This window comes from Streptomyces sp. NPDC052301, from assembly GCF_044593395.1.
Lineage (GTDB): Bacteria > Actinomycetota > Actinomycetes > Streptomycetales > Streptomycetaceae > Streptomyces.
Window position 1 is genome coordinate 1 of sequence record NZ_JBIUBE010000028.1, and the last position, 24,699, is coordinate 24,699.

Sequence of the window (24,699 nt, forward strand, 5' to 3'; positions counted from 1 at the left end):
CGGTGGACGGACCGTCGGTCCTGCCCCGGCCGACCCCGCCCCCCGGCGTCGGAGCGTTCGGCCCGGCTCCCGTGATGACACCGGGGGAAGCTCCGGGCCCCCCCCCCCCCCCCCCGCGGGGGGGGCGCCCCCCCCCCCCCCCCCCCCCCCCCCCCCACTCCCCCTTTTTTTCAAGGCCCGCGCTCGTGCGCCCAGCCGCAGTGGTCTCGCCCCGCCACCGCCGGCGGAGAGGCAGTCCTTACGATCGACTTGTGACGATCATCCACGAGTGGCGGGGCGACTTCGACGATGCGGCCCCCGACGCCCTCCATGCCGCAGGGTTCGACCACCCGCTCTCCCGGACCGACTGGCGGGAGCGACTGCGGCGCCACAGCCTCGGCTGGGTCTGCGCATGGGAGGACGGGTCCCTGATCGGCTTCGTCAACGTCGCCTGGGACGGCGGGGCGCACGCCTTCCTCCTGGACACGGTGGTCGCCCCGCACTGCCGTGGCCGGGGAGTCGGCGCCGGCCTCGTCGCCACCGCGGCCGAGAACGCCCGTGCCGCACGGTGCGCTTGGCTGCACGTCGACTTCGGGGAACGCCTGCGTCCCTTCTACTTCGCCGCCTGCGGCTTCCAGGAGACGACCGCGGGTCTGCTGGCTCTGTGAGTCGGGCGCGTGCGGCACAAGTGGGGTGCCGGGGGAAGGAGTTGCGGCCGCCGGTAGAGGGAAGGGTGCACACGGGGGCCGCTCGGGTGGGGGGTCGGGAGGGAGTCGCGGTCGTGGTGTATCTGGTGGAACTGCCGATCGGAGGAGCCGGCGGACAGGCGGGGGAGAGCGGCAGGGGCGCGATCACGGAGCACCCCGCGGACGGGCTGGTACAGGTCGCCCGGCCCGGACAGGTGGTGGCGCGCGCCACCCGGTCCCTCGGCGAACTGCTCTCCGGCGTACGGCCGGTGGCTGAGAACTTCGTGGACACCTTCCGTGGGATGACACACGGCCCCGACGAGATGTCCGTCGAGTTCGGGCTCTCCCTCCCCGCCGAGGCCGACGTGGTCATCAGCAGCACCTCCGCCCAGGCCAACTTCGCCGTACGACTGACCTGGGACCGCCGGGTCCCGGACGACGCGGCGGCACCGGACGCGCCGTCCGCAGCACCGGCCGACCGGTGAGAGGCTTCCTGCCCGTCGGTTCGAGCGGCCGGGTGAGGCTGCCGTCAGCCGTCCCGCCGGCCGTGCGCCCGGGCAGCTCCGTATGACAGCCGCCGTACCGCTGCCGGACGGTACGGGGCCGGGTCCCGGCACGCTGAGCGTCGCCCGGCTGCGGACCGGCGACGCGCACGGCGGCCCCCGCGGCGTCGGCTTCCTCGTCACCGAGGCCCGGTGGATGGGTGCAGGTGGCCGGCCACGGCCTGATCCACCGCTACCGGCTCGGGATCCCGGCCAGGGAGGAGGACCTCTACAACCTGGGCAGCGGCCCCCCGCAGCACGACCCGTACACCTTCCAGGACGTCTCTCTCGACGGCCGCACCGTCCTCTACACCGACGGCTACGGTCACACCGCCCTCTCCGCCTGGACCCCGACGTATGGCGTCGTTCCCTGTGCACGGTCATCGGTCACCGCGAACTGACCGAGAACGAACGCTCGGTGCTGCCGGCCGACGCACCCGAAGCCCCCCTCCGCCCCGACCCCGAACCCTTCGCTCCGGGGCCGGACCCAGGGCGCCCGGACATGATGTGACCAGCGAATCCTTCGACGGAAAGGGATGTGACGTGCAGTGGGTCGAGTCGGTCGTGTTCGCATTGTTTCCGCCCTTCGTGACGGGGGTGCTTCATCGGCCGGTCATGGCGACGCTCGACATCTTCGACCTGTGGAAGGGATGGTGGATTCCAGGTCCGGTCGCCCGGCGCGTCCCGAGGGCTGTCCTTCCCGGCTCAGCCGATGTCGGCCGGTACAGCGGGGACCTGGTGCATACCTCCCCCACGAGGCTGCAGGACCACTGGTGTGCGGGCATCCGACGGTCCGCCGGCATCGAGACCTGGCTCGGGCTCTTCGTCGTTCTCCCTGCTGCCGTGCTGGCAATGCTTGCTCTGGCCGGCCTGGTTCTCACCGTCCACCCCAGCGCTGCCGACGACCCGGAGTTCGCCCGGGAGAACTCGCTGCAGTTCTTCTCCTTCTCCGCCGGCCTGGCCAGCGCGGCCCTGCTCTGGCTCTATCGTTCACACAGCCTCTACCGGAGGCGAACCGGAGTGAGCCTGCCGCTCACCTCGGCCGTCGACCTCGCCCGGCTCCTGCGCAGTTGCTGGAAGGCCGGCGAAGGAAGCCTCCCGCTGCTCGCGCTCGACCAGCAGGTCACGCGCTTCAGCAACCGTCTGGGCTGGTTCGCCCAGTACGGCGTCGCCGGCGAGCGGCGGCGCAGCGCCCTCCGTCCGCACCTCGCCAGGGTGCAGCACACGCTGGAGACACAGATGTCGAAGGTCCTGCGGGACGGCCCGGACGCCCTTCCCCAGCTGGTCCGGCTCCTTTCCACCTTGCTCGACCGGTCGGTGCAAGGCCGGTGGATGGGGTTGCTGGACGAGGTGGACCTGCCCGAGGAGACGGCCGGTGTGGACACAGCCGACGAAGAGGGAAACGACCGCTGGGTCGTACTCGGGGGAGGCGCCGCGGCAGCGGTCATCGTGGTGGCCGCAGTCGCGGCCGGGCTCCCCGCGTCGGCCGTCGCTCCCGCCGCGCTGACCGCACTCATCGGCCCGGCGGTGATGTGGGGCAGCCAGAAGCTGGAAAGCGCGCGCCAGTACCAGCAGACCATGAGGGCCAGTCTGAACGGCGCCCCTGCGGGACCGGATACGACCACGGAGCCGGCGGCCGCACCCACTCGGTGACGGGTACCTCGGCCGGCCGACGACCCGGTGCGGAGCCGCACGGCCGACCCGGCCCGACGGCCACTGCGCCTCCCCCCGATACCGTGGCGGAGAGATCCCGGCCCGCGTCCCGGAAGGTCACCGCCGATGCCCCAGCCCGTCATCGCCGCCAACCCGGTCCTCGCCGAGGTCGTCCGGTCCGGATTCGTCGAAGGCCGGCACCGGGGCAGCGTGGTGCTGCTCGCCGCGGACGGCTCGGTGGAGCTGGCGGTCGGTGACGTGACGTCCCCCGTCTTCCCGCGCTCCTCCAACAAGCCGCTGCAGGCGGCCGGTGTGCTGCGGGCCGGTCTCGGCCTGGCGGGCGAACGGCTGGCCCTGGCGGCGGCGAGCCACTCCGGCGAGCCCTTCCACCGCGACCTCGTGCGCGCGATGCTCGACGAGCACGGACTGAACCCGGACCACCTGCGGTGCCCGCCCGCCCTTCCCCTGGACCAGGAGGAGCAGGAGGCCTATCTGGTGGCCGGCGGCCGACGCGACCGGGTGGCCATGAACTGCTCGGGCAAGCACACGGCGATGCTGGCAGCCGCCGCCCGGCGGAACTGGCCGCTGGAGTCCTACCTCGACCCGGACCACCCGTTGCAGCGGCTCATCCGCACGGTGGTGGAGGAGACGGCCGGAGAGGCGGTGGCCGCCGTCGGCACCGACGGCTGCGGCGCGCCGCTGATGGCGATCAGCCTGACCGGTCTCGCCCGTGCCTATCGCACGTTCGTCCTCGCCACGCCCGGCACGCCCGAGCGCCGGGTCGCCGACGCCATGCGCGCCCACCCCGAGTACGTCGCCGGCACCCGCCGCCACGACACCTGGCTCATGCGGGAGATCCCGGGCGTCCTGTCGAAGGTGGGCGCGGAAGCCGTCCAGGCCCTCGCCCTGCCCGACGGCCGCTCCCTGGCCCTCAAGATCGACGACGGCGCCGTCCGCGCCCTGGGCCCGGTCCTGTCCCGGGCGCTGCGCCTGCTCGGCGTCACGGCGCCGGTGGTGGACCGGGTGGGCCGTATGCCGGTGCTGGGCGGGGGACTTGAGGTGGGAGAGGTACGGGCGGTGTTCTGAGCCGCCGTGGCCGGGCCCCTGGGCCGTCGGGGCGTCCGGCCGGCCGGGCGGGCGAGTCCGGTGACGCAGAACTCGGCCGTGTCACGACAGGTGTCTGCCGTTCACACTCCCCGCCGGAGGCAACCCCACTGACATCCGGTCAAACCCTGGCCGACGCGCCGACGCGCCCTTTCGTTCAGTGAACACCTTGCGTGATGCTCTGCTCACCGGGGGAGATCGGCAGCTTCAGGACCGACCCAGGGAGGGAAAGACGATGCCTCTCGGAAGGATCGCCTTCTACAACAGGGCGGACGGCGTGGGCATCATCGCCGACGAGCACGGTGACAGACGCCCGTTCTCCGGCATGGAGACGCAGACCGTCCGCGAGGGTGAGCGAGTCGTCTTCGAGGTCGTCGGCGCGAAGGCCACCAACGTCATCGCCGTCCGGTGAGCCCGCCCCGCTCGACAGCGCCCCGCCCCGGCACCATCGGGAGCGGGGCGCGGTACTGCCCGGGAGACGACCGTGACCGGGTGCGCCCTCACGGCGTCCGGTCGTGGCCGGTGCCCGGCTGGAGGGCTTCCAGCATCGCCTTCGCGGTCTGCGTCGCGTCGTAGTCCTCGCCCACACCCGGCACCAGGATGATGTCGCCCTCGATGTGCCGCGAACGCAGCGGCGCGAGTTCCTGGTAGGCGTCCGAGTCCCACCAGGCTCGGGCCTGGGCGACCGAGGGGAAGCCGATGACGACGACGTGTCCGGGCCAGCTGCCCTCCTTCACCTCGTGCTGCGCGGCGTGCACGAGGAACCGGCCACCGTACGGTTCGAAGGTCGAGGTGACGCGTGCGATGTACTCGGCGATCTCCGGGTGCGGCGCGGCTTCCTGCAGGTGGCCTATGACGTAGGCGGACATGGCATCCTTCCGGCTGATCGGCTCTCGACGACCACGATTCTGCCGTCGGCGGCGCCGGGGCGCGATGACCTCGGAGGTAAGAGACGTGTCGTGCCGCTCACGTCCGGTGTGGGTGCACGGGCGCCGGGCCGGGCGCCAGGAGAGCAGGAACGGCTGCCCACCGGAGCTGTGGGTGGCCGGGTGCAGGCGTTCACGTTGCTGCGGCAGGTGTCGTAGTCCCGCTGTATCAAGGTGCACACGCCGGCCGACGCGGTGGTCCGCAGCGCGCCCCCTGCTCCCGGCGCCGCCTCCAGGTTCCCCGTACGTGGCCGGCACGCGCCGACCCCGCTCGACGGCCTCGGCCTGACCGCGCACGGCCGCGGGCAGCAGGGGGCCGTGCGCGGTGCCACCGTCGCGGACGTGGAGTCCGCGCAGGTCTTCGACGAGGTTTCGCGGCGAGCGATCCTCGAGGCCGGCAGCCGCGCCGGTCACAGCGTTCCTCTGCCGACCGCGAGCGGCGGACTGGCCGGCGTGATCCCCGCCCGTCGAGGCCGTCCTCCACTGAGCCGCGGTGTGGTCGTGCCGCCGACGCCGTCAGTCGGACGCCACTCGCTCGACACGCGGCTCGGCGATGCTCCGGTAGTCCTCGGCGGCCAGGGCGATCGAGCGGTCGAGCCGGGCGGCGTTGAAGTAGAACTCGGGATGGACGAGGAGCTCCGGGTCGACGAACAGCTCCAGGCGCTCGTCGAAGGAGAAGGGCAGGATGGTGCCGCTCGCAGAGCCCGCGAGCTCCTCGGCGATCTCGGGAGAGGCGAACGAGGCGTAGGTGCCGCCGTACAGCGCCTTCACGGCCGCGAGGTCGACCCGCTTGTGGCCGGGGACGACCACCAGCGCGAAGCGCTTCTCCTTCTTGCCGATCTTCACCATCACGATGATGCACTTGGCCGCCTGCGCGAGTTCATGGCCCCGAAGCGCGCTGACGGCCTCGGTGCCGCCCTCGGGGGCGTGCTCGATCACCCGGTAGGCGGCCCCGTGCTCGTCGAGCAGGGCGATCAGCTTTCCATAGGTGTCGTCGGCGGCGGCCATGCGAGTCCTTCCGTTGCAACTGGTACCTGGGTCGCTCGAGTTGACCTTAATGGCCGACGGCGTCGTGCGGGACGGCGGCTGCCGGCCACCACCCGGGCTCGGTGCCGCAGTCACGCGCGATCGCCTCGACGCGCTCCGGTTCGTGTCGCGCCGCGTCCGGGGTGGGCGAGGTCGAGGGCCGACCCGGCGCGGGCGGTGATGTGGAGGATGTCCTGGCGCGTGGCCGCGTCGAGGCCGGGGTGCCCTGGAGGCGGCGGCCCGCTCGCTTCAGCAGGCGGGTGACCGCCTGCCGCGTCTCACCCGTGCCAGACCTGGGCGCCGGGCTCGCTCGCGCCACTCCTGGGCGATCTCTTCGGGGGTGGGGTGTATCTCATATGTGGATCGACGACGTCGGGGCGGGTCCCGACACGGCACCGGTGAGCGGCGGTGACCGGGCGTCACGCCACGTCCAGTTGAGGGTGGCGACCATGTGCCTCCAGGGCGGCCTCAAGAGCAGGCCCGGAGGAACTCGATGAGCGCCGCGTTCACCTCGTCCGGGCGTTCCTGCTGGGTCCAGTGCCCGCAGCCCGCCAGCTCGAGGGGTTCCCGCCGCAGGTCCGGCATCAGGGTGGGCAGCTTCTCGATGAGTTCGGGCGTGCCGGGGAAGGCCGGGACGACGTCGCGGTCGCCGTAGATGTACAGCGCGGGCGAGGTGACGACGGCGCCGTGCCACGGCGCGGTCAGTTCCCAGTTGCGGTCGAGGTTGCGGTACCAGTTGAGAGCCCCGGTGAAACCCTTGGAGAAGCTCTCGGTGAGCGCGTCCAGGTCGTCCTCGCCGAACCACTCCGGCAGCACCTCGGGATTCTGCATGGCCGCGAGCCAGCCGCGCTCGGGGTCGACCAGGGGCTGCCTGCCCTCGCCGGTGTCGGGTGCGTCGCCGGAACCCCAGTAGAAGAACTTCCGCAGCGCGGTGCGGGTGTCCTGCGCGAACTCGGCGTCGGCGACACCGGGGCGGTTGAAGTAGTTCCAGTAGAAGCGGCCGCCGAACCGCTTGTCCATGGCGGCCAGCGGCGGCTCCGTGCCCCGGAACGGGGGCGGCACGCTCAGACCGGCCACCCCGAGCACCAGGTCCGGGCGCAGCAGGGCGGTGTGCCAGGCGACCGGTGCGCCCCAGTCGTGCCCGACGACGTACGCCTTCTCCTCGCCCAGGGCCCGGATCAGTCCGACGACATCGCCGACCAGGTGGAAGATGGTGTACGCGTCGACCGCTTCGGGATGGTCGCTGCGCCCGTATCCCCGCTGGTCGGGGGCGACCGCGCGGAAGCCCGCCGCGGCCAGCGGTCCCAACTGGCGGTGCCAGGAGTGCCATGACTCGGGGAAGCCGTGCAGGAGGACGACGAGCGGGCCGCTGCCCTGCTCGGCGATGTGCAGCCGAATGCCGTTGACGTCCACCATCCGATGCTCAATCATGCGCATGAGCGTACGCGCCGTGATCACCGGGCCGGCGGGGCAGGCGCGGCGCCTGCCGCGAGTGTCCCCGTTCGCCTCAACGAGCGGGCAGCAGGGCCGGCGGTCCGCGGCGCCGGCCGGTCCGGTCGATGGTGACCGAGGTGGCGCCCGGACCGGTCCCGGCCGGACCCTGTTGCCTACGCCGAACCGCCCACGCTCCGATCGGTGACGCCCGCTTCGCGCAGTGCCAGCCAGAGGTTGCGCACGGAGGTCGGCGGCCCGGCCGCCTCGCCCCGCTCACCCTCGACGGCCCGCTCGCGCACGAACCGCGCCAGCCCCACTCCGTCGATCACCCGGTTCCCCGAGCCGTCCCGCCCCCTGGGCAGCCGGCCCGCGTCCGCCCACCGGCGCGGTCTTCGGACTCACTCGCAGCAGGCGCGCGGCCTGGCCGATGCCGTACGTGGGCACCGGAGAACCCTAGCCGCCCGCTTTCCTCGCGCGGTCCGGGCGGAGCACCGCGTCGGACCGGGCCGCGCACCCTTGCGCCGTGGCCGCCGGCTGCTTCGCAGGAACCGCTACATCGCAGGAACCGCTACTTCGCAGGAACTGCTACTTCGCAGGAACCGGGAAGAGCATGCAGCTGCTGGTGGCGTGGGCGAGCAGGCGGTCCTCGGAATCGAGCAGGAGCGCCTCGGCCAGGGCGGTGCGGCGGCCGTGGTTGAGGACGCTGCCGACGGCACGGACCTTGCCGGTGTCGACGGTGATCGGGCGCAGGAACTTCACGCTCAGGTCGAGCGAGGTGTACCCCGTCCCCGCCGCCAGCACGGACTGCACGGCACAGCCCGCGGCCGAGTCGAGGAGCGTGGCGTAGACGCCGCCGTGGACGCTGCCGATGGGGTTGTAGTGCTGCTCTCCCGGCTCCAGGACGAAGACCGCACGGCCGAACTCGACCTGCTCCAGGGTGAAGCCGAGGGTCGCGGCGATGGGAGCGGCCGGCAGGCGTCCGCTCAGCACGCTGCGCAGGAAGTCCAGACCGCTCTCCTGGCCGACGGCAGCCGCCGAGATCCCCGGATCCTGCCACTCGACCGTGCGTGACCTCGTCATCGCCCTCTTCCTCCTCATCTGACTTCTGAATGCGAAGCTAGCTGGGCGTGGCTCTGGCTGTCAACGGTGAAGCCAGCCTACGATGGCCGCATGACCTGGCTGGAGACCAGCACGGAGAACTGCACGGTGCAGCGCACCCTCGAGCTGATCGGCGAGAAGTGGTCGCTGCTGGTGTTGCGGGACGCGATGAACGGCGTGCACCGCTTCGACGACTTCCGCCGGCACGTGGGCCTGTCCGAGGCGGTACTGGCGGACCGGCTGCGCAAACTGGTCGCCGCCGGGATCCTGGAGACCGTCCCGTACCGCGAGCCGGGCCACCGCACGCGCCACGAGTACCGGCTCACCCGCAAGGGCTGGGACCTGTGGCCCGTGATGATCGCGCTCAAGCAGTGGGGTGACCGGTACACCGCGGACCCGGAGGGGCCACCTCTGGAAGTGCGGCACCGGGACTGCGGTGAAGCGGTGGAGGCCGTCGTCGTCTGTACGGGAGAACACGGACCGCTCGTGCCACGACAGGCCTACACCCGGGCCGGTGCCTCGGCGCGCGTCAGAGATTGATCACGTGGAGAGGCAGGGGATCCGCGCCTCGCTCCTCGAAGTCCTCGGCGCGACGGCGCGGCTGGTGACGCGGGCTGCTGCGTGACGGCCCGGTGCGAGGCCGAGGTGCCGTTCCGGTTGCGCCTCGGGGGTGCGGCTCGCAGTCTGCCGTCATGGACCTCACTTCGCGTGCAGGCGTGCGGCCCGTCCTGGTGACCGGTGCCGCGGGCAGGATCGGCGCCGTAGGGCGAACCGTGGCCGAGGGGTTGCGCCGACGAGGTCTGCCCGTGCGGGCCATGGTGCGGAGCGATGACGATCGCGCACAGGCGCTGCGCGCGACCGGAGCGGAGGTCGTGGTCGGGGACCTGACATGCGCACGCGATGTCGCCGACGCCCTGGACGGCTGCGCAAGCATGTACTTCGGCATGGCCGTGTCGGCGCAGTATCTCGAGGCCGCCATGACGACGGCAGCCGTCGCGCGGGCGTCCGGAGGGCTCGAAGCGCTCGTGAACATGTCCCAGCTGACCGTCTCGGAGATGAGTCTCACCAGCACCTCGGAGTCGCACCAGCAACGGCAGCACTGGCTGGTCGAGCAGGTCCTCGACTGGTCCGGGCTGCCGGTCGTCCAGGTCCGGCCCACCGTCTTCCTGGAGAATCCGCTCTTCCGGGTGGGCTTCGCGTCCGTCGCACGCGACGGCACCGTCCGGCTGCCCTTCGGGGCGGCGAAGACCTCGCCGGTGGCGGCCGACGACGTCGCCGCTGTCGTGACGGAGATCCTCGCCCACCCCGCCCCGCACATCGGCCGGGTGTACGAGCTGACCGGCCCTCGCTCGGAGGGCATCGCCGCCATGGCGACGGAGATCTCCGAAGTCCTGGGCCGGCCGGTGGGCTACACCGACGTTCCCCTGCAGGAGTGGCTCGACCGCGAACTCGCGGCGCTGGAACTGCCGGAGCACGTCTTCCAGCACATCTCGACCATGGCTCGTCTTCATGCGGAGAATCGGTACGACCGTGAGACGGACGACGTGGAGCGGGTCACCGGACGTCCGGCTTCGGGCGTGGCCGATTTCGTCCGCGAGCACCCTGAGCTGTTCCCGCGCTGAACGCCGGCCTGGCGGTGCGTGATCAGTCGAGCTGGAACGTCGCCTCGACCGGGTAGTGGTCGCTGGGAGCGTTGGTGTCGGTCTGGCCGGTGGTCCAGCCGGACTGGGGGTCGAAGTCGACCTTGACGGTCGACGTCGCGGCCGGCACGGGACGGCCCGGCGCGTTCAGGTGACCGAGGTAGTCCAGGTCGTCCCGGTAGTCCTTCGGAAAGGACTCGACACCGGACATGTACTGGCACCAGGCGGATACCGCGCAGTCCATGGTCCGCACGGTCTGGCCGGGATCGTCGGCCGGGCTGCCGAGCACACCGTTCACCGCGGTCTGGGCGTGGGCGTAGTCGCTGCGTGACCGGCCGCCGTAGTACTCGACGTTGAGGTCTCCGCCGATCAGCACCGGACCGCTGGAGCCGACGATGCCGTCCACCCAGGTGCGGATCTCCCCGAGCTGGGCCAGCCGGGTGGACTGCGTGGTGTCGGTGGACGTGTCGGACTCGTCGGCCTGCAGATGGGTGCCGACCACCCAGCTCTTCACGCCGCCCTTGTCGATCTCCACCAGTGCCGCGCCCTTGTTGGCGTGGTAGTCCCAGGTGCCGTAGGTGGAGTTGCGGAAGACGTGGGCGTACTGGGCCGTGATCGGATACTTGGAGAGGATCATGGTGCCGCCGTTGATGACGAACCACGAGTCGGAACAGTCGCCGCTGATGCCGGTCCAGCCACCGCCGGAGCAGGTCTGGCCGACGACCGGGGTGCGGTATGGGTAGAGGTCGGCGAGCTTGCTGGTGATGTCGGCGGTCGAGGTGTTGTTGAAGTCCTCGTCCAGCACCACGACGTCCGCGCTGTGCTCGCGGATGACGGACTCGATGACCGGGGTGCGTCGGGCGGCCTGCTCGTTCTGGGTGCTGTCGACGATCGGGGTGCCGAGATCGACGTTCCAGGCGAAGACGGTGAGACCGGTGCCGGTGCCGGTGCCCGCGGTCGCGACGGGGGCCGCGTAGCCGTTGAGGCCGAGCAGCATGGCTGCCGCTGCGGTGGTGAGGGCGGTAGCGGTACGACGCGAGACCATGCGCTCTCCTGGTGGAAGTGGGGTGGTTCCCGACCGGCGGGTGACGGCGAGCGACGGTCGGGACGCGTACATGACAACCAGACCCTAGGGGGTCGTCGGTGCCGTCCGGGAGAACATCGATCGATCCGCTTATGGAGAAAAGGTGTCTGGACAAGTTCGGTCCGCCGGGGGTCGGTCGAGCCTTTCGCCGTCGCGTATCGCGTATCGCGTCTCGCCGTGCGCACAGCCCGAGGTCTGTGCGCCGCCTGCGCGCCCCTCGGTCCTGTCGCCTCGGTGCGAACGTCCCCTGCAGCCGGGCCACTTGACGCGGACGCCCTGCACAACCGCCTGGGCATCGCCATGACCAACACCCAGGCCGGCAGCCCCTGCTGGACCATCGAGTCGCGGGAGCCGGGAGTCCGCCACCACAGCTGGTTCTTCGCGGCGGCGGCCTCCGACAGCAGGGGCGAGGAGGTGGGCCGGGCGGGCGCCGCCGACGCCGTGAAGGCGGGCAGGCCTCCGAGGGCGGTGGCCGCGCCGGCAGCGGCGGCGACAGCGAGGAAGTCCCTGCGGCTCGGACGGTTCTCGTGCGATGCGGTGTGCGGGGTGTCCACGGTGTGCACTCCAGGTCAGGGGGACGGCGCATGCGGGACGGCGGGTTTCGGGGTCGGGTCAGGCGGACTTGGGCACGTCGATGCTGTCGATGTCCGGTGAGTAGTCCCAGCCGCTGTCGAAGGTGATGGTGTTGGAGCCCGCTCTCAGGGCCACCTGGACGCTGACCGTGTCGACCGTGCTCCAGTCGCCGGTGGAGGGGAACTTCAGACGGGTGCCGTTGCCGCCGTTGGAATGGACGGTGACGCTGGATACACGGTGTGGGCCGACGTCCACCCGGTCCGGCTGACCGACTCGACCGAGATCGATGCGACGCCCGAGGAGGGCTGGCAGGTCCTGACGGACTTCGCCGACCACCCGCGGTGGAACCCGTTCATGACGTCTGCGCGGGTGACGTCGTCCGGCGGCCGCCTCGCCGACGGCGCGCACCTGCGCATCGTCATGCGCGACGCGCACGGCGACACCACCTTCACCCCGCAGGTGCATGCGGCCGTCCCGGGCAAGGAACTGCGCCGGCTCGGGAAGAGGGGGCCCGGCTGGACAGCGGACGGACAGCATCGCTTCGTCATCGAGCGGATCGGCCCAGGCCCCGTCCGGCTGACCCAGAGCGAGCGCTTCACCGGCGTCGCCGTCCCCTTCGTCCAGGGCGTGCTGAAGTCCGACACGCTCCCGCAGCTCCGCGCGATGAACGCGGCACTCGCGCGGCGGGCGGAGGTGCTGGGCGGCTGACCGGCCAGGGCCCACGAGCGGTGTCAGTGGGCGCTTCTGAAGCGGGCCTCGCTACGGCGTCACCTGCCCTGGACCGCGTAGCGGGACCACTGTCCGCCGGACTGTGTCCTTGCCTGATGCGTCCACTGGACGCATAGTGGCCGCATGAAAGCGGGATCGGCGGCATGGTGGCGGGAGCGGTACGCGGCGCGGGAGCGGCAGCGGCCGCGGGCCGGTGGGCTCGAGCTGCGGCGGATCACTCAGGCGGCGCTGGAGGTCGTGGACGCCGAGGGCCTCGCGGCGCTCACCATGCGCAGAGTCGCCCAGGAGATGGGCGTGCGGCACACCTCGCTGTACCGGCACGTGGCCAGCAGGGACGAACTGCTGGTGGAACTCCTCGACCATGTGCTGGGCGCGGTGGAGCCACCGGAGACCGGTCACGGGTGGCGGGCCGATCTGGAGCAGGTCGCCCGGGAGTTCAGGCGGGTGCTGCTCGCGCATCCCGCGATCGTGCCGCTGCTGACGATGGGGCAGCTGCTCGGCCCCAACGCCCTGCGGGGACGGGAGATCGGGCTCGGCCTGCTGGTCCGGGCCGGATGGACACCGTCACGGGCCGTCCGGATCTACCTGACGGTCGCGCATTTCGTCATCGGCACCGCCCTGCTGGACACGGGGGGCGCCGCGCGCGGCACCGAGGAACGGACCGCGATGAGAGACCTGTTCGCCGGGCTGCCGCAGTACCCGCTGGTACGCGAACTCGCCGAGCCGCTCAACCTGCCCGACGGCGACCAGGAGTTCCGCTTCGGTCTGACCGCCCTGCTCAACGGCATAGGAGACCCCCGATGAAACATGCCGACTGGATCGCCGGCGGTGCCACGGTGGAGTTGAACGGGCGTCGCCTGTTCGTCCGCCGCGACGGTGCGGGCAGCCCCGTGACGCTGCTGCACGGCTTCCCCACCTCCTCCCACGACTGGGCGGCGACCGTCCCGCACCTGGTCGCCGCCGGATGCCAGGTGACCACCCTCGACCTGCTCGGATTCGGGCACAGCGACAAGCCGCGCCACCACCGCTACTCCATCCATGAGCAGGCCGACCTGGTCGAGGCCCTCTGGAAGCATCTGGACATCGGCCCCACCGCGCTGGTCGCCCACGACTACGGCGTCTCGGTCGCCCAGGAGCTGCTGGCGCGCGAACCGGGCCGCATCACCCGCGCCGCCTGGCTGAACGGCGGCCTCTACGCCGACCTCCACCGCCCGATCCCGGCGCAGCGACTCCTGCACGGTCGCCTGGGCCCGCTCCTGGCCCGTCTGACCGACGAGAGGAGGTTCACCGCGAACCTGCGCAGCGTCCTGGCCAAACCCGTCCCCGACGAGCTGCTGCACGACATGTGGACGTCCATGGCCCGCCAGAAGGGCCATCACCTGGCGCCCCACCTGCTCCGCTACATCGACGATCGCCGCGTCCACTTCCACCGCTGGACCGGCTCCCTCGAACGGTACGAGGGCCCGCTCCTGTTCGTCTGGGGCCCCGAAGACCCCGTCAGCGGGGCCCATGTCCTGGAGCGCCTGCGGCAACGGCGCCCCCACGCCGCCTTCACCGTGCTGGACGGCGTGGGGCACTACCCGCAGGTCGAAGCACCGGAGGAGACAGCGGCAGCGCTGGCCGCCTTCCTCGCGGGCTAGCTCGGCCACCACCGACACCGCTCGGCTGTTACAAGACAGCGACACAGCGCCGATGAACGGCCGCCGCCGCGGCGCCGTCACCTCTAGTGACCACACCAATCGGCATGTAGCTCTCTTACAGCACGAACAGCTGCTCTCACCATGGAAAGGGGCATAACTGTGATGGTCTCCAAGCGGCGCTCCCTGCGCGCGGCCGTCGTCGGTGTCCTCGGCGCCACCTCCCTCGCCCTGGCGGGCACCGCGACGGCCGCCACCCCGGCCGCGCACACCGCGTCTCCCGTCGCTGTCGCGCACCAGGCGCAGCCCGCCAAGGCCGGCATCACCGCCACGCCGTCGGTGACCTCGGTCCGCGCCTGGCAGCTGTTCCGGGTCACGGGCAGGACCACCGGCCTCAAGGCGGGCAGCGCCGTGACCCTGCAGCAGAAGCAGCACGGCACGTGGGTCACCCTGCCCGCGTCCACGCCCGTCAAGCGCGACGGCTCCTACTCGCTGGGCGTCAAGCTCGGGCTGAAGGGCAAGAACGACCTGCGTGTCGTCAGCGGCACCACGGCCTCCCCGGTGTTCAACGTGACGGTCCACTGAACCGCCCCGCTGAGCAGGTGACGTCCCTCGCCGGCGGGCGCCCGCCGGCGAGGTAGGCGTTGACCGTGGTATCGACGCAGGGGTTGCCGAAGACGCCGTACACCGCATGCTGGTCCGCGCCGCGCAGTCACCAGGCGGAGCTGGGCCAGGCGCGGTGGACGGCTTCGGCACCGCGGTAGACGGTGCGCGGATCACCGGTGGCGTTCACGAGCAGGGCCGGCAGGTCGCTGCGGATCTTCGTCGGCCGCTCGCGCGGCGGGTCCCGGAAGGCGCAGGCGACGACGTCGTTCGTGACGGGGGCGAACAGCTTGTCCCGCGTCCCGGCGCGCCGCAGATCGCGCCAGTAGACCTCCGGGTCGCGCGGGGCGGCCACGTCATCGCACAGGATCGCCGTCTGCGCGCTGCCATAGGCGGAACCGGTCCTGGTCAGCAGGAAGTCGAGCGCGTCGGCCAGCCAGGGCGACGGGGCGGCCACCCGGCCGCCGACGGCACGCCGCAGGTCCCGTACCGCCTGGGCGAGGCCGTAGCGGGCGCCGGGCCGGAGCCGGTCGGGATCCGCCGCCACCGTGCGCCGCATCCCGGCGAGTTGGGCCGCGGGCAGCAGGCGCCCGCTGAACAGGGCTGCGGCGAACCGGGCCAGGTCGGCCGGGGTGGACACGAGGGCGCCGCCGACACCGCCGAACGTCATGTTCCAGGGGATCGCCATGCGAAGGACGCCAGGCGCTGTCCGCGGACCGGGTCACTCCGGCAGGCAGGCGGTTCGGTGGTGGGGGCAGCACCAGCGCCGACAGGGGAGACACCCCCGTCGACGCACAGAAATCCGAGGACCTGACGGATCCTTGACCGCTGCTGCGCGCTCCGCGATGCTGTGTTGCGAAACATGAGATGCGTGCCGTATTAGGCAACGCCTCATCCCTCTGTCAGCCGAGGAGTGGCCATGTCCCAGCAGGTCAGTGCTGTCATCGCGCGGAGCAAGGGCGCCCCCGTCAGTCTGGAGACCGTCGTCGTGCCCGACCCCGGCCCGGGCGAGGCGCTGGTCGAGATCCAGGCCTGCGGCGTCTGCCACACCGATCTGCACTACCGCGAGGGCGGCATCGGCGACGGCTTCCCCTTCCTGCTGGGACACGAGGCGGCGGGTGTGGTCGAGGCGGTGGGGGAGGGGGTCACCGACGTGGCACCCGGTGACTTCGTGATCCTGAACTGGCGCGCGGTGTGCGGGCAGTGCCGGGCCTGTCTGCGGGGGCGGCCCTGGTACTGCTTCGCCACGCACAACGCCACGCAGAAGATGACCCTGACCGACGGCACGGAGCTCTCGCCGGCCCTGGGTATCGGTGCCTTCGCCGAGAAGACGCTGGTGGCGGCCGGGCAGTGCACCAAGGTCGACCGGGCCGCGTCGCCGGCCGCCGCCGGACTGCTGGGGTGCGGCGTGATGGCGGGGATCGGCGCGGCGATCAACACCGGCAACGTCGGGCGCGGGGACAGCGTGGCCGTGATCGGCTGCGGCGGGGTGGGGAACGCGGCGATCGCCGGGGCGAAGCTGGCGGGCGCGGCGAAAGTCATCGCCGTGGACATCGACGACCGCAAGCTGGCCACCGCCGCGAAGCTGGGTGCGACGCACACGGTCAACTCCCGGGAGTCCGACGCGGTCGACGCGGTGCGCGAGCTGACCGGGGGGTTCGGCGCCGACGTGGTCATCGAGGCGGTCGGCCGTCCGGAGACCTACCGGCAGGCCTTCTACGCCCGCGATCTCGCCGGGACCGTGGTGCTGGTCGGCGTACCGACCCCGGAGATGAAGCTGGAGCTGCCGCTGCTGGACGTCTTCGGCCGGGGCGGGGCGCTGAAGTCGTCCTGGTACGGGGACTGCCTGCCCTCCCGTGACTTCCCGATGCTCGTCGACCTCTATCTGCAGGGCCGCCTCGACCTGGACGCCTTCGTCACCGAGACCATCGCCCTGGACGAGGTGGAGAAGGCCTTCGAGCGCATGCACCACGGCGAGGTGCTGCGCTCGGTGGTGGTCTTCTGATGGCCGGAGCCCGCATCGAGCACCTCGTCACCTCAGGCCGGTTCAGCCTCGACGGCGGCACCTGGGACGTCGACAACAACGTGTGGATCGTGGGGGACGACGACGAGGCGGTCGTCGTCGACGCCGCCCACGACGCCGACGCGATCCACCGGGCCCTCGGCGGACGCGTCCTGCGCGCGATCGTGTGCACCCACGCGCACAACGACCACATCGATGCCGCGCCCGACCTCGCCGGCCGGACCGGCGCCCCGGTCCTGCTGCACCCCGACGACCTGCCGCTGTGGAAGCAGACCCATCCCGGCCGGGCGCCCGACGGCGAACTGACCGACGGCCGGCGCATCCCGGTCGCGGGCACCGAGCTGACCGTGCTGCACACGCCGGGCCACGCGCCCGGAGCGGTCTGTCTGTACGCCCCCGGCCTCTCCGCCCTCTTCAGCGGCGACACCCTGTTCTCCGGCGGACCGGGGGCGACGGGACGGTCGTACAGCGACTTCCCCACCCTCATCGCCTCGATCCGGGACCGCCTCCTCACCCTGCCGGCCGGCACCGTCGTACACACCGGCCACGGGGAGACCACCACCATCGGCGCGGAGGCGCCGCACCTCCAGGAGTGGATCGACCGCGGCTTCTGACCGCACGGCGAGAACCAGCCTTGCGCACAGCGACCCTGCCCGGTGGCGGACCCCTGGACGGCACCGGCGGCGGGGTCCGTCGCCGCACCCTGAGCACCGTTGGCTCCCCCTGCTGACCTGCGCTTTCACAGCCGCTTCGGCGTGCCCGGAAAACCGCCTTCGGCCCCCGCGCAACCCGGCCTCCGCACGCCTTGACAGCGGTTCTGGGAGGCCCGCAGACTGGCGTTGCGTTCACCGCAATCCGTTTCGCTATATGCACCGAGGTGTCATGATGATTCCCGCGTGCCGTCTCGCGGATCTGCCGCGAGGCGAGGCCCATCGGCTCGACATCGACCCGCCGATCTCGGTCTTCCACACCGATGACGGCGAGCTCTTCGCGATCGACGACACCTGCACCCACCAGGACGCCTCGCTCGCGGACGGCTGGCTGGAGGGCTGCGAGGTCGAATGTCCCTTGCACGCCTCGAAGTTCTCCTTGAGGACCGGAGCCGTGGACGCACCGCCGGCCAAGCTCCCGGTCCGCACCCACGAGATCGTCGTGGAGGACGGCATGATCTACGTGCGGCCGTCCACCGAGGCCCCCAACCTGCCGCCGTGCGTCGCCGCCCGCCTGGCCGGAGGCCCCGCGTGAGGACCGTCGCCGTGGTGGGCGCCTCACTGGCCGGCCTGTCGGCCGCGCGCTCGCTGCGGCAGCGGGGGTACGACGGCCGGCTGGTCGTCATCGGTGACGAGCACCACCGCCCTTACGACAGGCCGCCGTTGTCCAAGGAGTTCCTGGCCGGTGCCATCGGCGAAGCGGACCTGGCGCTGGAGCGGGACGACGAGGAGCTGCGGGCGGAGTGGGTGCTCGGCGTCCGCGCCACCGGACTCGACCGCGGCCGGCGGGCGATCCGGCTCGCCGACGGCCGGGAGATCCGCGCCGACGGCGTGGTCGTCGCCACCGGAGCCGTCCCCCGTACCCTGCCCGGCACCGAGGGCCTGGCCGGACTCCATGTGCTGCGCACGCTGGACGACGCCCGCGCCCTGCGCGACGAACTGGCCCGGGGCGGACGGCTGGTGGTGATCGGCGGCGGGTTCATCGGCGCCGAGGTCGCCTCCACGGCGTACGTCCTCGGCCTCGACGTGACCGTGATCGAGGCGGCGCCGACACCGCTTGCCGGACCGCTCGGCGAGACCATGGGCAGGATCGTCTCCGCCCTCCACGCCGACCACGGGGTACGACTGCGGTGCGGGGCCGGGGTCAAGGGAGTGAGCGGGGAGCGCCGGGTGGAAGCCGTCCTGCTGGAGGACGGCCGCAGCGTTCCCGCCGACATCGTCGTGGTCGGCGTCGGGGCGCGCCCCTGCGTGGAGTGGCTGGAAGGGTCCGGCGTCGCGCTCGACGACGGCGTGAAGTGCGGCTCCGACGGCCGTACCGGGGTGGCCGGGGTGGTCGCCGTCGGCGACTGCGCCAACTGGTACGACCCGCACATCGGACGTCACCGCCGGGTCGAGCACTGGACCGGCGCGCTGGAGCGGCCCGACCTCGCCGTGGCCACGCTGCTCGCGCACGGCGCGACGCAGCCGAGCGCGCCCCGGCCTCCGTACTTCTGGTCCGACCAGTACGGTGTGAAGATCCAGTTCGTCGGCCACGCGGCCGGCGCCGACAGCGTGACGGTCGAGGAAGGCTCCACCGACGACCGCAGCTTCCTGGCCGTGTACCGGCGGGCCGGGCGTCCGGTCGCCGCGCTCGGCATGAACCAGCCGCGGCTGTTCACGCGCTGGCGCAAGCAGTTCGCCGCCGCCTCCTGACCCCGCCGCATCTCGATCCCGCGGACGCGGCCGCCGAAGCCGCGTTGCGCATCACGACATCTCCCGAGGAGTGCACCGTGACCTCGACCAGCCTGCCGGACAGCCTGATCGCCACCCTCCCCGGCTCCGCGTACACGGACCCCGCTCTGTTCGCCCAGGAGCAGGAGCGCATCTTCGAGGCGATGTGGTTCTGCGTCGCACGCGCCTCGGACCTGCCGAAGCCCGGCGCCTTCCGCACCGTGGACGTGGGCCGCGAGAGCATCCTCGTCACCCGCGCCCGGGACCACTCCGTCCGCGCGTACTTCAACGTCTGCCGGCACCGCGGGGCCAGGCTCTGCACCGCCGAGACCGGCGAGGTCAGGCGCGCCTTCCAGTGCCCGTACCACGCCTGGACCTACGACCTCGACGGCAAGCTGGTCGCGGCCCCCAACCTCACCAAGATGCCCGACGTCGGACGCACCGAGTACGGCCTGGTGAGCGTGGCCGTCCGTGAGTGGCTCGGCTATGTCTGGGTCTGCCTGGCGGAGAACCCGCCCTCCTTCGACGAGGACGTCATCGGCGCGGTGGTCGAGCGCCTCGGCGACGTGGCGTCGATCGAACGCTACGACATCGACAACCTCTCGGTGGGCCGTCGGATCGTCTACGACGTCAAGGCGAACTGGAAGCTCATCATCGAGAACTTCATGGAGTGCTACCACTGTGCCACGATCCACCCCGAACTCACCGAAGTCCTCCCGGAGTTCGCGGACGGCTACGCCGCCCAGTACTACGTCGGCCACGGCGCCGAGTTCGGTGCGGACGTCCAGGGCTTCACCGTCGACGGCTCCGAGGGCCTGGACCGGATCCCGGGAGTCTCCGAGGGCCAGGACCGCCGCTACTACGCGATCACCGTCAAGCCGCAGGTCTTCATCAACCTGGTGCCCGACCACGTGATCTTCCACCGGATGTACCCGGTCGCCGTCGACCGCACCGTCGTCGAGTGCGACTGGCTCTATCTGCCGCACGTCGTGGCCGGCGGCAAGGACGTCAGCCGCTCCGTGGAACTCTTCGACCGGGTCAACCGCCAGGACTTCGACGCCTGCGAGCGCACGCAGCCCGGCATGGGTTCCCGGCTGTACGCCAAGGGCGGGGTCCTCGTGCCCAGCGAGCACCACATCGGAGCCTTCCACGACTGGGTGCACGAACGTCTCGGGACGCGGCAGGCCGAGTAGCGCAGGGCGCCCGGCGGGCTCAGCCCAGGTGTCCCATGCGGTGGCTGATCTCCTCCGCGCCCCCGACGAGCACCGGAGCCAGTTCGTGCATGCGCTCCTCGGTGAACCGGTACGACGGCCCCGAGGCGCTGATCGACGCGATGACCCGGCCGTCCCGGTCCCGGATCGGTGCGGCCATGGCGTGCAGCCCGATCTCCAGCTCCTCCAGTGTCCAGGAGTAGCCGCGCTCCCGTGCCTCGGCGAGGTTCTTCTCGAGCTTCGCCTTGGAGGAGATCGTGCGGGGGGTCACCTTCTTCAGGCCCGTCTCCGTCAGCAGCGCGGAGCGGTCCTTGGCGGGCAGGTGGGCCAGCAGGATCTTGCCGCTGGAGGTGGCGTGCAGCGGGGTCAGCTGGCCGACCCAGTTGTGCGCGGTGATCGCGCCGGGGCCGCGCACCTGGTAGAGGTTGATCGCGTAGTGCTCCTGCATCACGGCGATGTTGACCGTCTCACCGATCTCCTCGGCCAGCCGCTCGCACACCGGACGCCCCTGCTGGGTGATGTCGATCCGGCCGGTGACGGCGCCCGCAAGGCGCACGATGCCGAATCCCAGCCGGTACTTCCCCCGCTCGCCCGACTGCTCCACCAGACCACGCGCCTCCAGGGCGCCGAGCAGACGGAACGCGGTCGACTTGTGCACGTCGATCTCGGCGGCCACCTCGCTCACACCCGCCTCGCCGCGCTGGGCCAGGATCTCGAGGACGCTGATGGCCCGGTCGACGGACTGCACCCCGCCGGAGGAGGAGCCGGTCGTTTCGGTATCCGGACTGTAGTTGCTCATGACGAAACTATACGCGCGGTAAACAACACGGCTGCAAGTAATGTGACGGAGACCAAAGAGCGTGCAAGTTGCGTCGCTCGCAACCTAGTGCGCATAGCGATACCCGTACTAGCATGCGTCGCACTTCGACGGCGCGAGCTGAGACGAGGCACCATGGCTTCCCAGCAGTACGACTTCGTCATCGTCGGCGGTGGATCAGCCGGCAGCGCACTGGCGAACCGGCTCTCGGCCGACCCCGGCAACCGGGTGCTCGTGCTGGAGGCGGGCCGCTCCGACTACCCCTGGGATGTGTTCATCCACATGCCCGCGGCGCTGACCTATCCCATCGGCAACCGCTTCTACGACTGGAAGTACGAGTCCGAGCCCGAGCCCCACATGGGCGGCCGGCGCGTCTACCACGCCCGCGGCAAGGTGCTCGGCGGCTCCAGCAGCATCAACGGCATGATCTTCCAGCGCGGCAACCCCATGGACTACGAGCGCTGGGCCGCCGATCCCGGCATGGAGACCTGGGACTACGCCCACTGTCTGCCGTACTTCCGGCGCATGGAGAACTGTCTCGCGGCCGACCCCGACGACGAGTTCCGCGGCCACGACGGACCGCTCGTCCTGGAACGCGGCCCGGCCACCAACCCGCTCTTCGACGCCTTCCTCAAGGCCACGCAGGAGGCGGGCTACGCCCCCACGGACGACGTCAACGGCTACCGGCAGGAAGGCTTCGCCAAGTTCGACCGCAACGTCCACCGCGGGCGCCGGCTGTCGGCCGCCAAGGCCTACCTCAAGCCCGCGATGAAGCGGCCGAACCTCACGGTGAGGACGCGCGCCTTCGTCACCCGGGTGCTCTTCGAGGGCAAGCGGGCCGTCGGCGTCGAGTACCGGCGCGGCAACGGCGCACCCCAGCGGGTCCGCGCCGGTGAGGTCATCCTGTGCGGTGGGGCGATCAACTCCCCGCAGCTGCTCCAGCTCTCCGGCGTCGGCAACGCAGCCGAGCTGTCCGCGCTCGGTGTCGACGTCGTCCACGACCTGCCGGGCGTCGGCGAGAACATGCAGGACCACCTGGAGGTCTACGTCCAGTACGCCTGCAGGCAGCCCGTCTCCATGCAGCCGTACATGGCGAAGTGGCGTGCCCCGTTCATCGGGCTGCAGTGGCTGTTCAGGAAGGGTCCCGCAGCCACCAACCACTTCGAGGCGGGCGGCTTCGCCCGCAGCAACGAGGACGTGGAGTACCCCAACCTGATGTTCCACTTCCTGCCGGTCGCGGTCCGCTACGACGGCTCCTCGCCGGCCGGCGGCCACGGCTACCAGGTGCACGTGGGGCCCATGTACTCGGACGCCCTCGGCTCGGTGAAGATCAAGAGCAGGGATCCGCGGGTGCACCCCGCCCTGCGCTTCAACTACCTCTCCACGGAGCAGGACCGCCGCGAGTGGGTCGAGGCGATACGGGTGGCCCGGAAGATCCTCGGTCAGCCCGCGCTGGATCCCTACAACGGCGGCGAGATCTCGCCCGGGCCCTCCGTCGAGACCGACGAGGAGATCCTCGCCTGGGTGGCCAAGGAGGGCGAGACCGCCTTGCACCCGTCGTGCACCTGCAAGATGGGCACGGACGAGATGGCCGTCGTGGATCCGCGGAGCCTGCGGGTGCACGGGCTGGACGGGCTGCGCGTGGTGGACGCGTCGGTGATGCCGTACGTCACCAACGGCAACATCTACGCGCCCGTGATGATGATCGCCGAGAAGGCGGCCGACCTCATCCTCGGCAGGGAGCCGCTCGCGCCCTCCAAGGCCGCGTACTACCGGCACCGCGACGCCCAGAAGCAGACCGGGTAGGCCGGCTGTGGGGCCGTGAACATGGCGGCTGTTGGTGCGTGTCACGCAACTGTATGAGCAATATGCAACGAGATGGCCCGTGGTGGCCGGCGGTCAGGACCGGAATGCTCGCCCCGTGCGAAAAGCGCGGGACCCCTTGACGGACGTCGGCCCCTTCGGACAGGGTTCCCCCACAAGCAATTCGATGCACAATGCGCAACGAAGAGGCGAAGGGCTCCGCCGTGGCAGACCTGTACATGGACGGTGAATGGCGCGACGCGGTGGCCGGAGGCCACCGGGAGATCCGCTGCCCCGCCGACGGCACGACGGTCGCGACCGTGTCCGAGGCGACCCGGGCCGACACCGAGGCGGCGATCGCCGCCGCCCGGCGCGCCTTCGACGACGGCCCCTGGCCGCACACCCCCGAGCGCGAGCGCGGAGCCCTGCTGCTGCGCACCGCCGACATCGTCGAGCGCGACGCCAAGGAGTTCGCCCGCGCCGAGTCGCTGGACACCGGCAAGCGGCTGGTCGAGAGCGAGTACGACATCGCCGACGTCGTCGCCTGCTTCCGCTACTACGGCGGCATCGCCGGCACCAGCGCCGGCCGGGTCATCGACACCGGCCGCGACGACGCCCTCAGCCAGGTCACCTACGAACCCGTCGGCGTCTGCGGACTGATCACTCCCTGGAACTACCCGCTGCTGCAGGCCTCCTGGAAGGTCGCCCCGGCGCTGCTCGCGGGCAACACCGTGATCCTCAAGCCCAGCGAGCTGACGCCCTCCACCTCGATCCTGCTGATGAAGGCACTGGAGGAAGCAGGGCTCCCGCCAGGTGCCGCCAACCTCGTCCTGGGCGCCGGGGCCGAGGTGGGCGCCCCGCTGGCCGAGGACCCGGCCGTCGACATGGTGTCGTTCACCGGAGGCCTGGACACCGGGCGGCGCATCATGGCGTCCGCCGCCGCGACGGTGAAGAAGGTCGCCCTGGAACTCGGCGGCAAGAACCCCAACGTCGTCTTCGCCGACGCCGACTTCGAGACCGCCGTGGACTTCGCGCTCACCGCGGTCTTCCTGCACTCGGGGCAGGTCTGCTCGGCCGGCGCCCGGCTGATCGTGGAGGACCGCCTGCACGACGCCTTCGTGGACGAGGTCGTACGCCGCGCCCGGCTCATCCGGCTCGGCGGGCCCTTCGACCCCGAGGCCGAGACCGGGGCACTGATCTCCGCTCAGCACCGGGAGAAGGTCGAGGCGTACGTCGCGACGGGCCTCGCCGAGGGCGCCGTACTGCGCTGCGGCGGCGCGCGCCCCGACGACCCCGCGCTCGCCGACGGCTTCTACTACCCGCCCACCGTCCTGGACGCGTGCCGGCAGGACATGCGCGTGGTGCACGAGGAGTCCTTCGGGCCCGTGCTCACCGTCGAGCGCTTCTGCGACGAGGACGACGCGGTCCGCATCGCCAACGACACGGAGTACGGACTCGCCGGAGCCGTCTGGACCCAGGACGCCGGCAGGGCCCAGCGGGTCGCGCGCAGGCTGCGCCACGGAACCGTCTGGATCAACGACTACCACCCCTACGTGCCGCAGGCGGAGTGGGGTGGCTTCGGGCACTCGGGCGTGGGCCGCGAGCTGGGACCGGCCGGCCTCGACGAGTACCGCGAGCCCAAGCATGTCTGGCAGAACATCCAACCCCGGCCGCAGCGCTGGTTCCGCGGCTGAACGCCGAAAAGAGGTCG

The 24,699-nt window shown here is 71.5% G+C and carries 26 protein-coding genes and 4 pseudogenes; 19 read left to right on the top strand and 11 right to left on the bottom strand.

Annotated features, from left to right (window positions below):
• Window positions 1-251: 251 nt before the first annotated feature.
• The 6 genes from ACIHEJ_RS40385 (at window position 252) to ACIHEJ_RS40410 (ending at window position 4,376) form a co-directional block, all read left to right on the top strand.
• Window positions 252-647, top strand: coding sequence for a GNAT family N-acetyltransferase (locus ACIHEJ_RS40385; protein ID WP_400142893.1), 396 nt, complete (start codon window positions 252-254; stop codon window positions 645-647).
• 113 nt (window positions 648-760) lie between these two features.
• Window positions 761-1,150 (top strand): CU044_2847 family protein, encoded by a 390-nt coding sequence (locus ACIHEJ_RS40390; RefSeq protein ID WP_400142894.1) that lies wholly within the window; start codon window positions 761-763, stop codon window positions 1,148-1,150.
• 224 nt (window positions 1,151-1,374) lie between these two features.
• Window positions 1,375-1,608 (top strand): hypothetical protein, encoded by a 234-nt coding sequence (locus ACIHEJ_RS40395; protein ID WP_400142895.1) that lies wholly within the window; start codon window positions 1,375-1,377, stop codon window positions 1,606-1,608.
• 214 nt (window positions 1,609-1,822) lie between these two features.
• Complete coding sequence (locus ACIHEJ_RS40400; RefSeq protein ID WP_400142896.1) at window positions 1,823-2,860, top strand: hypothetical protein; 1,038 nt, start codon at window positions 1,823-1,825, stop codon at window positions 2,858-2,860.
• Window positions 2,861-2,986: 126 nt separating this feature from the next.
• The gene (locus ACIHEJ_RS40405; RefSeq protein WP_400142897.1) at window positions 2,987-3,946 is read left to right on the top strand and encodes an asparaginase; all 960 of its coding nucleotides are present in this window, start codon (window positions 2,987-2,989) and stop codon (window positions 3,944-3,946) included.
• Between the two features lie 253 nt (window positions 3,947-4,199).
• A complete protein-coding gene (locus ACIHEJ_RS40410) occupies window positions 4,200-4,376 on the top strand; it encodes a cold-shock protein (protein WP_400142898.1) in 177 nt (58 codons plus the stop codon).
• A gap of 88 nt (window positions 4,377-4,464) precedes the next feature.
• On the opposite strand, the gene ACIHEJ_RS40415 is transcribed toward ACIHEJ_RS40410, so the two are convergent.
• From ACIHEJ_RS40415 to ACIHEJ_RS40435, 5 genes are all read right to left on the bottom strand, one after another.
• On the bottom strand, window positions 4,465-4,833 hold the full coding sequence (locus ACIHEJ_RS40415) for a DUF1330 domain-containing protein (RefSeq protein ID WP_400142899.1): 369 nt from the start codon (window positions 4,831-4,833) through the stop codon (window positions 4,465-4,467).
• 573 nt (window positions 4,834-5,406) lie between these two features.
• Entirely contained in the window at window positions 5,407-5,898 is a 492-nt protein-coding gene (locus tag ACIHEJ_RS40420; protein ID WP_400142900.1) for a YbaK/EbsC family protein, read from the bottom strand.
• Between the two features lie 486 nt (window positions 5,899-6,384).
• A complete protein-coding gene (locus tag ACIHEJ_RS40425; protein WP_400142946.1) occupies window positions 6,385-7,332 on the bottom strand; it encodes an alpha/beta fold hydrolase in 948 nt (315 codons plus the stop codon).
• 191 nt (window positions 7,333-7,523) lie between these two features.
• The gene (locus tag ACIHEJ_RS40430; protein WP_400142901.1) at window positions 7,524-7,679 is read right to left on the bottom strand and encodes a hypothetical protein; all 156 of its coding nucleotides are present in this window, start codon (window positions 7,677-7,679) and stop codon (window positions 7,524-7,526) included.
• 256 nt (window positions 7,680-7,935) lie between these two features.
• Complete coding sequence (locus ACIHEJ_RS40435) at window positions 7,936-8,430, bottom strand: PaaI family thioesterase (RefSeq protein WP_400142902.1); 495 nt, start codon at window positions 8,428-8,430, stop codon at window positions 7,936-7,938.
• A 90-nt stretch (window positions 8,431-8,520) separates the two neighbouring features.
• Between ACIHEJ_RS40435 and ACIHEJ_RS40440 the strand changes: the two genes are divergently transcribed.
• Entirely contained in the window at window positions 8,521-8,988 is a 468-nt protein-coding gene (locus tag ACIHEJ_RS40440) for a winged helix-turn-helix transcriptional regulator (RefSeq protein WP_400142903.1), read from the top strand.
• A 152-nt stretch (window positions 8,989-9,140) separates the two neighbouring features.
• Entirely contained in the window at window positions 9,141-10,070 is a 930-nt protein-coding gene (locus tag ACIHEJ_RS40445) for an NAD(P)H-binding protein (RefSeq protein WP_400142904.1), read from the top strand.
• A 22-nt stretch (window positions 10,071-10,092) separates the two neighbouring features.
• Here the strand turns inward: ACIHEJ_RS40445 and ACIHEJ_RS40450 are convergent, their stop codons facing one another.
• The 3 genes and pseudogenes from ACIHEJ_RS40450 to ACIHEJ_RS40460 form a co-directional block, all read right to left on the bottom strand.
• Window positions 10,093-11,133, bottom strand: coding sequence for a sphingomyelin phosphodiesterase (locus ACIHEJ_RS40450; RefSeq protein WP_400142905.1), 1,041 nt, complete (start codon window positions 11,131-11,133; stop codon window positions 10,093-10,095).
• 500 nt (window positions 11,134-11,633) lie between these two features.
• Window positions 11,634-11,735 (bottom strand): annotated as a pseudogene (locus ACIHEJ_RS40455) (twin-arginine translocation signal domain-containing protein); the annotation flags it as partial.
• Window positions 11,736-11,784: 49 nt separating this feature from the next.
• Window positions 11,785-11,973: pseudogene (locus ACIHEJ_RS40460) on the bottom strand (carbohydrate-binding protein); the annotation flags it as partial.
• Window positions 11,974-11,982: 9 nt separating this feature from the next.
• On the opposite strand from ACIHEJ_RS40460, the gene ACIHEJ_RS40465 reads away from it, so the two are divergent.
• From ACIHEJ_RS40465 to ACIHEJ_RS40480, 4 genes are all read left to right on the top strand, one after another.
• Window positions 11,983-12,453: an SRPBCC family protein gene (locus ACIHEJ_RS40465; RefSeq protein WP_400142906.1), complete on the top strand. Its 471-nt coding sequence runs from the start codon at window positions 11,983-11,985 to the stop codon at window positions 12,451-12,453.
• Window positions 12,454-12,597: 144 nt separating this feature from the next.
• A complete protein-coding gene (locus tag ACIHEJ_RS40470) occupies window positions 12,598-13,278 on the top strand; it encodes a TetR/AcrR family transcriptional regulator C-terminal domain-containing protein (RefSeq protein WP_400142907.1) in 681 nt (226 codons plus the stop codon).
• Complete coding sequence (locus ACIHEJ_RS40475; protein ID WP_400142908.1) at window positions 13,275-14,114, top strand: alpha/beta fold hydrolase; 840 nt, start codon at window positions 13,275-13,277, stop codon at window positions 14,112-14,114. Before ACIHEJ_RS40470 ends, ACIHEJ_RS40475 begins: the two co-directional genes overlap by 4 nt.
• A 162-nt stretch (window positions 14,115-14,276) precedes the next feature.
• Entirely contained in the window at window positions 14,277-14,696 is a 420-nt protein-coding gene (locus tag ACIHEJ_RS40480; RefSeq protein WP_400142909.1) for a hypothetical protein, read from the top strand.
• On the opposite strand, the pseudogene ACIHEJ_RS40485 reads toward ACIHEJ_RS40480, so the two are convergent.
• A pseudogene (locus ACIHEJ_RS40485) lies at window positions 14,677-15,171 on the bottom strand (alpha/beta hydrolase). The gene ACIHEJ_RS40480 and the pseudogene ACIHEJ_RS40485 sit on opposite strands and share 20 nt — an antisense overlap.
• A gap of 42 nt (window positions 15,172-15,213) precedes the next feature.
• Window positions 15,214-15,390: pseudogene (locus ACIHEJ_RS40490) on the bottom strand (peptidase); the annotation flags it as partial.
• A 243-nt stretch (window positions 15,391-15,633) separates the two neighbouring features.
• On the opposite strand from ACIHEJ_RS40490, the gene ACIHEJ_RS40495 reads away from it, so the two are divergent.
• From ACIHEJ_RS40495 to ACIHEJ_RS40515, 5 genes are all read left to right on the top strand, one after another.
• A complete protein-coding gene (locus tag ACIHEJ_RS40495; RefSeq protein ID WP_400142910.1) occupies window positions 15,634-16,719 on the top strand; it encodes an S-(hydroxymethyl)mycothiol dehydrogenase in 1,086 nt (361 codons plus the stop codon).
• Window positions 16,719-17,351 carry an MBL fold metallo-hydrolase gene (locus ACIHEJ_RS40500; protein WP_400142911.1) on the top strand — a complete coding sequence of 211 codons (633 nt, stop codon included), beginning with the start codon at window positions 16,719-16,721 and terminating at the stop codon, window positions 17,349-17,351. The genes ACIHEJ_RS40495 and ACIHEJ_RS40500 overlap by 1 nt, the downstream gene beginning before the upstream one ends.
• 268 nt (window positions 17,352-17,619) lie before the next feature.
• A complete protein-coding gene (locus ACIHEJ_RS40505) occupies window positions 17,620-17,982 on the top strand; it encodes a bifunctional 3-phenylpropionate/cinnamic acid dioxygenase ferredoxin subunit (RefSeq protein ID WP_400142912.1) in 363 nt (120 codons plus the stop codon).
• Window positions 17,979-19,139, top strand: coding sequence for an NAD(P)/FAD-dependent oxidoreductase (locus ACIHEJ_RS40510; RefSeq protein ID WP_400142913.1), 1,161 nt, complete (start codon window positions 17,979-17,981; stop codon window positions 19,137-19,139). Before ACIHEJ_RS40505 ends, ACIHEJ_RS40510 begins: the two co-directional genes overlap by 4 nt.
• A gap of 77 nt (window positions 19,140-19,216) precedes the next feature.
• Window positions 19,217-20,350, top strand: a complete 1,134-nt coding sequence (locus ACIHEJ_RS40515; RefSeq protein WP_400142914.1) for an aromatic ring-hydroxylating dioxygenase subunit alpha — start codon at window positions 19,217-19,219, stop codon at window positions 20,348-20,350.
• Window positions 20,351-20,369: 19 nt separating this feature from the next.
• Here ACIHEJ_RS40515 and ACIHEJ_RS40520 read toward each other — a convergent pair whose 3' ends face one another.
• Window positions 20,370-21,167, bottom strand: a complete 798-nt coding sequence (locus tag ACIHEJ_RS40520) for an IclR family transcriptional regulator (RefSeq protein ID WP_400142915.1) — start codon at window positions 21,165-21,167, stop codon at window positions 20,370-20,372.
• Window positions 21,168-21,320: 153 nt separating this feature from the next.
• On the opposite strand from ACIHEJ_RS40520, the gene betA reads away from it, so the two are divergent.
• Both betA and ACIHEJ_RS40530 read left to right on the top strand, forming a co-directional pair.
• Window positions 21,321-22,991: a choline dehydrogenase gene (gene betA, locus ACIHEJ_RS40525; RefSeq protein WP_400142916.1), complete on the top strand. Its 1,671-nt coding sequence runs from the start codon at window positions 21,321-21,323 to the stop codon at window positions 22,989-22,991.
• Between the two features lie 221 nt (window positions 22,992-23,212).
• On the top strand, window positions 23,213-24,682 hold the full coding sequence (locus ACIHEJ_RS40530) for an aldehyde dehydrogenase family protein (RefSeq protein ID WP_400142917.1): 1,470 nt from the start codon (window positions 23,213-23,215) through the stop codon (window positions 24,680-24,682).
• The last annotated feature ends 17 nt before the right edge of the window (window positions 24,683-24,699 follow it).

Bases quoted from the DNA above. Each gene is read 5' to 3' on its own strand.
- ACIHEJ_RS40400 (WP_400142896.1), top strand. From the start codon at position 1,823: ATGGCGACGCTCGACATCTTCGACCTGTGGAAGGGATGGTGGATTCCA.
- ACIHEJ_RS40405 (WP_400142897.1), top strand. From the start codon at position 2,987: ATGCCCCAGCCCGTCATCGCCGCCAACCCGGTCCTCGCCGAGGTCGTC.
- ACIHEJ_RS40410 (WP_400142898.1), top strand. From the start codon at position 4,200: ATGCCTCTCGGAAGGATCGCCTTCTACAACAGGGCGGACGGCGTGGGC.
- ACIHEJ_RS40415 (WP_400142899.1), bottom strand. From the start codon at position 4,833: ATGTCCGCCTACGTCATAGGCCACCTGCAGGAAGCCGCGCCGCACCCG.
- ACIHEJ_RS40420 (WP_400142900.1), bottom strand. From the start codon at position 5,898: ATGGCCGCCGCCGACGACACCTATGGAAAGCTGATCGCCCTGCTCGAC.
- ACIHEJ_RS40425 (WP_400142946.1), bottom strand. From the start codon at position 7,332: ATGGTGGACGTCAACGGCATTCGGCTGCACATCGCCGAGCAGGGCAGC.
- ACIHEJ_RS40435 (WP_400142902.1), bottom strand. From the start codon at position 8,430: ATGACGAGGTCACGCACGGTCGAGTGGCAGGATCCGGGGATCTCGGCG.
- ACIHEJ_RS40440 (WP_400142903.1), top strand. From the start codon at position 8,521: ATGACCTGGCTGGAGACCAGCACGGAGAACTGCACGGTGCAGCGCACC.
- ACIHEJ_RS40445 (WP_400142904.1), top strand. From the start codon at position 9,141: ATGGACCTCACTTCGCGTGCAGGCGTGCGGCCCGTCCTGGTGACCGGT.
- ACIHEJ_RS40450 (WP_400142905.1), bottom strand. From the start codon at position 11,133: ATGGTCTCGCGTCGTACCGCTACCGCCCTCACCACCGCAGCGGCAGCC.
- ACIHEJ_RS40470 (WP_400142907.1), top strand. From the start codon at position 12,598: ATGAAAGCGGGATCGGCGGCATGGTGGCGGGAGCGGTACGCGGCGCGG.
- ACIHEJ_RS40475 (WP_400142908.1), top strand. From the start codon at position 13,275: ATGAAACATGCCGACTGGATCGCCGGCGGTGCCACGGTGGAGTTGAAC.
- ACIHEJ_RS40480 (WP_400142909.1), top strand. From the start codon at position 14,277: ATGGTCTCCAAGCGGCGCTCCCTGCGCGCGGCCGTCGTCGGTGTCCTC.
- ACIHEJ_RS40495 (WP_400142910.1), top strand. From the start codon at position 15,634: ATGTCCCAGCAGGTCAGTGCTGTCATCGCGCGGAGCAAGGGCGCCCCC.
- ACIHEJ_RS40500 (WP_400142911.1), top strand. From the start codon at position 16,719: ATGGCCGGAGCCCGCATCGAGCACCTCGTCACCTCAGGCCGGTTCAGC.
- ACIHEJ_RS40505 (WP_400142912.1), top strand. From the start codon at position 17,620: ATGATGATTCCCGCGTGCCGTCTCGCGGATCTGCCGCGAGGCGAGGCC.
- ACIHEJ_RS40520 (WP_400142915.1), bottom strand. From the start codon at position 21,167: ATGAGCAACTACAGTCCGGATACCGAAACGACCGGCTCCTCCTCCGGC.
- betA (WP_400142916.1), top strand. From the start codon at position 21,321: ATGGCTTCCCAGCAGTACGACTTCGTCATCGTCGGCGGTGGATCAGCC.